General features: G+C 71.3%; 1 protein-coding gene. It reads right to left on the bottom strand.

The annotated features are described in order from the left end of the window. Nucleotides 1-224 precede the first annotated feature (224 nt). The coding region (locus tag VQ03_RS25860) for an Lrp/AsnC family transcriptional regulator (protein ID WP_048453791.1) at nucleotides 225-634 on the bottom strand (410 nt) is incomplete at its 5' end.

Genomic DNA, 634 nt, shown 5'->3' with positions numbered 1-634 from the left:
GCCGGATTCCGCACCCGGCCCGGTGATCGCCGCGGCGACGCCGATCCGGACCGGGTCGGCGGCGAAGGCGGGGCCGGAGGCCAGGCCCGCCGACAGGAGCAGGGCGGTGATCAGCGTCGCGCGACGGTTCATGGCGTCCTCCCGTTATGTTTGCGCGCAGCTTAGCGCCTGCGGGCGGGGGGACAATCGGGATCTGCCGCAAAGTCGGGGCGGCGGGCACTGGGTCAGGGCTGCCGGGCGACGGCGACCGGGTCGACCGAGACCTCCTGCTTGAGCGTGCGCAGCGCGAAGACCGAGCGCGACTGGCGGATGCCGCGGATGCGGTAGAGCTTCTCGCGCAGGAAGCGCTCGTAATGCGCGGTGCCGCTGACCGCGACCTTGATCATGTAATCGTACTCGCCGGACACCAGATGCGCCTCCAGCACCTCCGGGATGCGCAGGATCTCGGTGTCGAAGGCCTCCAGCACCGAGTCGTCGTGCTTGTCGAGGGTCACCTCGACGAAGACCACGTCGGGCAAGCCGAGCGCCCGGTGGTCGAGCACGGCGACGTAGTCGCGGATCAGCCCCGCCTCCTCCAGGCGCCGCAGCCGCGTCCAGCACGGCGATTGCGACAGGCCGACCCGCTCGGCGAGGG

The organism is Methylobacterium tarhaniae, from assembly GCF_001043955.1.
GTDB lineage: Bacteria > Pseudomonadota > Alphaproteobacteria > Rhizobiales > Beijerinckiaceae > Methylobacterium > Methylobacterium tarhaniae.
Note: the sequence above shows the minus strand (reverse complement) of the source record. Positions and strands in the feature narration are given on the sequence as shown.